This window comes from Mesorhizobium sp., from assembly GCF_005063415.1.
Taxonomy (GTDB): Bacteria; Pseudomonadota; Alphaproteobacteria; order Rhizobiales; family Rhizobiaceae; genus Mesorhizobium.
The window spans coordinates 1-4,312 of sequence record NZ_SUEG01000177.1; the positions used below are offsets into that span (position 1 = coordinate 1).

The 4,312-nt window shown below is 63.7% G+C and carries 5 protein-coding genes and 2 pseudogenes; 2 read left to right on the plus strand and 5 right to left on the minus strand.

Annotation, left to right across the window (positions count from 1 at the left end; all coding sequences use genetic code 11):
- Nucleotides 1-58 precede the first annotated feature (58 nt).
- Nucleotides 59-148 (minus strand): annotated as a pseudogene (locus E5W70_RS28245) (transposase); the annotation flags it as partial.
- A gap of 386 nt (nt 149-534) precedes the next feature.
- Here E5W70_RS28245 and E5W70_RS28250 point away from each other — a divergent pair.
- Nucleotides 535-780 (plus strand): type II toxin-antitoxin system prevent-host-death family antitoxin, encoded by a 246-nt coding sequence (locus tag E5W70_RS28250; protein WP_292664607.1) that lies wholly within the window; start codon nt 535-537, stop codon nt 778-780.
- Nucleotides 777-1,163: a type II toxin-antitoxin system VapC family toxin gene (locus E5W70_RS28255; protein WP_292664608.1), complete on the plus strand. Its 387-nt coding sequence runs from the start codon at nt 777-779 to the stop codon at nt 1,161-1,163. Before E5W70_RS28250 ends, E5W70_RS28255 begins: the two co-directional genes overlap by 4 nt.
- A 44-nt stretch (nt 1,164-1,207) precedes the next feature.
- Here E5W70_RS28255 and E5W70_RS28260 read toward each other — a convergent pair whose 3' ends face one another.
- The 4 genes and pseudogenes from E5W70_RS28260 to E5W70_RS28275 all read right to left on the minus strand — a co-directional run.
- Nucleotides 1,208-2,038 carry a BtpA/SgcQ family protein gene (locus tag E5W70_RS28260; RefSeq protein ID WP_292664609.1) on the minus strand — a complete coding sequence of 277 codons (831 nt, stop codon included), beginning with the start codon at nt 2,036-2,038 and terminating at the stop codon, nt 1,208-1,210.
- Entirely contained in the window at nt 2,035-2,943 is a 909-nt protein-coding gene (locus E5W70_RS28265) for a ribokinase (protein WP_292664610.1), read from the minus strand. The genes E5W70_RS28260 and E5W70_RS28265 overlap by 4 nt, the downstream gene beginning before the upstream one ends.
- A gap of 3 nt (nt 2,944-2,946) precedes the next feature.
- Entirely contained in the window at nt 2,947-3,717 is a 771-nt protein-coding gene (locus E5W70_RS28270) for a glutamine amidotransferase (protein ID WP_292664611.1), read from the minus strand.
- Between the two features lie 27 nt (nt 3,718-3,744).
- Nucleotides 3,745-4,312 (minus strand): annotated as a pseudogene (locus tag E5W70_RS28275) (phosphotriesterase-related protein); the annotation flags it as partial.

Sequence of the window (4,312 nt, forward strand, 5' to 3'; positions counted from 1 at the left end):
CCGGCGCGTTGCCGGCCTAGTAGCCGCTCGACTATCATCGATCGAGCCGGGCGACATCGCCCGGCACGATCATGTGCACGTGCGGATGGTGGGTCATCGCAGAGCCCCATGTGTGGAGGACGGCGGTGATGCCGATACGGGCGCCGAGAGCGTAGGCCTCGAGGCCCTAGTTTGCAGGCATTGCCCATTTCAATCGCCTCGATTGCGCCGAGGTGCCCAAGCGCGCTGAGCTGATACGGGTTCTCACCATTGAGATCTCCCTTATTCTGTCCCATCTGCCCATCATCACGGCCCCAGGCTTCGATATCCGGGCGCTGATGCCGCCCTGTGGAGCAGAAGAAGCTGGTGGTGCTCACGAGCGCGCGAGCGGTTCACACAAGCATTGGCCTCCGCCCAGGCGGGCTGCGCGAAGATCTGCCACGGCTTTTGCTCGAGGACATGGGCGATTGGAGCACCATCCTATTCGCCGAGAGATACACACTTGAAGATCGGGCCAATTAGACTAAGTTTTATAGACTAAGTCACGAGGCCGCAATGCGCACCGTTAATATCCACGAGGCCAAGACGCATCTGTCTCGTCTTGTCGACAGGGCGGCCAAAGGCGAATCTTTCATTATCGCCAAATCCGGCAAGCCGATGGTCAAGGTCGTTGCCATAGACGCACCTGAGGCCGGCGAAATGCGTCGCTTGGGATTTATGGCCGGGCAGTTTTCAGTTCCGGACGATTTTGATCGCATGGCCGATGAGGAAATCGAGAAGCTGTTTGGCGGCGACGCATGAAACTACTGCTCGATACCCATCTTCTGCTCTGGGCGGCGGGCGAGCCCGGAAAGCTCCCGCCCGCCGCCCTTGCTGAGATCGAGAATGTCGACAACCACCTGACCTTCAGCGCCGCAAGTCTCTGGGAGATTGCCATCAAATGCAGTTTGGCCCGCCCTGACTTTAGGGTCGATGCGCGTCTTTTACGTCGGGGCCTGATAGACAATGGCTATCATGAGCTGCCAATCACCGGCGAGCATACCATTGCGGTGGAGGGGCTTCCACCCATCCACAAGGACCCCTTCGATCGGATCCTGATTGCTCAATCGATTGTGGAAGGCATTACATTGCTGACCGTCGACGATCTGGTCGCGCAGTATCCTGGGCCTGTCCGCCGTCTCTGATGGAGGTGGCCCGAGCCCTCGGTGGGGTAGGCGGTTGAAGTCAGCTATCGCTTTAGACCACCCATGAACGCCTTTACTCGAGCAGAGTCGACTTGGTTCCACCAGACGCCGTCGTGCTTCAGCGCGCTGGCGATGATGACCCCGTCGACAATGGCGAGGATATCCTTGGCGTTGTCCGCCGTGACACCGCTGCCGACCAGCGTCGGCAGGCCGGCGGCCTGCTTGATTATGCTTATGTAGCCCAAATCCGCGGCGTGGCCGGTGCGCTGGCCGGTGGCGATGATGGCGTCGGCGTCGAAGAAGACCAGGTCCTTGACCAGTTCCTCCACCGGACGGTCGGCGACGATGGCGTGTGCGCCGTGCTTGACATGGGCATCGGCGAAAATGCGGATGCCGTTGGCGCGCAGCCTGGCGCGGTAGCGCGCCGCGCGGCCCGACTCGCCTTCGACAAAACCCTCATTGGCGACATAGGCGTTCGCCCATTGATTGACGCGGACGAAACCGGCGCCGGCAGCGCTGGCGATAGCCAAGGCCGGGATCGCGGCATTGGCCAACACATTGATGCCGATCGGCCTGCCGAGTTCGCGGCGGATGCGGTCGGAGACGACCGCCATATAGGCCGCCGTCTCCGGGCCGATATCATCAGGCTTGGCGAAGGGGATGTCGCCATGGTTCTCGACGATGACGCCGTCGCAGCCGCCGTCGAGATAGGCCTTGGCGTCGTCGAGCCCGCGCTGGTAGATCACTTCCACGGCCTCGCCGTCATAGCGCGGCGCGCCGGGCAGCGGCGCCAGATGAACGACGCCGATCACTACCTTGGTGCGGCCGAAAAGGTCCAAGAGTGCGTCGCCCCCGGATTGGCCGATCTGGGTCATGAGAGCTCCATTTGATCGATGAGCACCGCCATCTCGGAGGCGGAAGGACAGGATGCCAGCGTGCCCGGCCGTGTCACGGCAATTGCGGCGGCCGCGAGCGCAAGCTCCAGCGCCGAGGTGACCGGCATGCCCCGCGCAAGCCCGCCGGCGAGGCAGCCGCAGAACACATCGCCGGCGCCGCTGGTGTCGAGCGCCTCGACCTGCGGCGCCGGCAAACGAAGCGGCTTTTCATGGCCCGGGCCAAGCACGAGACAGCCTGCGGCACCGAGCGTGATGACAACGGTGCCTGCGCCTTTAGCTAGCAGCGCGCCGGCGGCTGCTGTCATATCATCCCGGCCGGTCAGGGTTTTCGCCTCGGATTGGTTGACCACCAAAACCTCCGCCAGGCCGAGATCGGGCAGCGAGGCCGTGTCGATCGGGCTGGCGTTGAGAACGGTGCGCGCACGGTTTTCCCTTGCTGCCCCGAGGCAGGCATTGGTCACGGCAGCCCGCAGATTGCCCTGGCAGACGAGGATGTCGCCGGGCGCGATCCAGCGGACAAGTGCTGTCTGCGCAACCGGGTCGAAGGCTTCGCTGCAGGCGACGCCGCTGACAATGAAATTCTCTCCGCCTTTATCGACGACGATGGTCGAGCGGTCGCTCGGCAGCTCGAATTCGCTCACCTCGAGGTCGGACAGATCGCTGTCGAGCCGGCTCCTGATCCATGCGCCAGCGGGGTCCTTGCCGAGCGCCGTCCAGAACGTCACCTCTGCACCAGTCCGTGCTGCTGCGACTGCCTGGTTGGCGCCCTTGCCGCCGAGCCCGTCGGCATAGCTCACGGCATTCAAAGTCTCGCCCGCGGCAGGGAAGCGGCCGACGCGAAACACGGTATCGACGCAGGCATTGCCGACGACGTGGACATGCATGGCTCAGCTCTCACCGGTCGCCCAGCCCAGCATCTGTTCGAACAGGGTCTTGTAGCCTGGCCAGGCGATGAATTGCGGCGGCAGCCAATGCGGCCCGACATCGGATGTCCAGGCCACGGTGCGGCCCTTGCCGTAATGGCCGGTGACAAGCAGCGGCAGCGAGCCATAATCCGACGACACACTGGCCAGGACCTCGGCCCCGTCCTTCAGCGTCACCTCGTTGAAGCCGAGCAGGATCGGCCAGTCCGAGCCGAGACCCCTGAGGATGGGATGGCTCGACCCTGGTTTCGGCACGGGCGCAAAACCTTCGGGAACCTCGACGCGGTCGTCGTAGGCCAGGCAATTCACCGGCAGCACGTCCTCGACCGGGGTCTTGCGGTAGCGCGCGCCCCCATTGATGCCCTGGAAGCTGTAGTAGCCGCCGAACATCAATAGACCACCGCCGCCGCTGACGTAATCGCGCAGCAGGCGCAGGCGGTTCGGCGTCGGCTTCGAGTGGACCCAGGTGTCGGGATGCAGCAGCAGCGTGTTGGCGCCGATGTCGGAGAGCACGACCGCGTCATATGCCGACAGCGCCTCCATGGTCTGAGGAAAGCCGCGCTGCGCCTCATGCGCCGGCATGAAGGTGACGTCGAAGTCGGTCGCCCTCAGCGCGCCCAGCAACTCGTCCGCGCCGGTGTGGTAGGTGACGGTCGGAAACTGGTCGAAACCTTTGATATGGGTCGCGGTCGACACCCAGGATTCGCCGGCAAGCAGGATCTTCTTCTTGGACATTTGAACTCCCGTGTAACTCCAGGCCGCTTAGAGCCGCGCGAACACGCTCTTCGGATTGGCGATCAGCATGCAGTCGATGGCCGCCTGCTCGACGCCGTGGCGTCTCAGGCGCGGTATGAAATGCTTCAGGATATAACCATAGCCGAAGCCGCCGAAGCGCGTGAGCATGATCTTGAGGAACACATCCTGCGACAACAGCAGGCGGTCGCCGAAGCCCGCCTCGACAAGGGCGGCGATGGCGCGTGCATTCTCCTCGTCGGAGGGCGATTGCGCGTCCTGGTCGGCATAATAATAGTCCATGCCGATCATGTCGTATTCGAGGAACGCGCCGCGCCGGGCGAGGCTTTTCTGGTAATCGGGATCGTCGTGGCTCGGGTTCATGTGGCAGAGCACCGTATGACGAAGATCGGCGCCCTCGGCCTCGACGATATCGAGCACTTCGTGCGCCAGCCGCTCCCAGCCCGGCAGATGGATCGACAGCGGCACGCCGGTGATGCGCGAGGCGCGCGCCGAAGCTCGCAGCGACTTGCGCTCCTCGGTGGTGAAATCCTTGCTGACGCCGACCTCGCCGATCAGCCCGGCCATGATCGGCGGC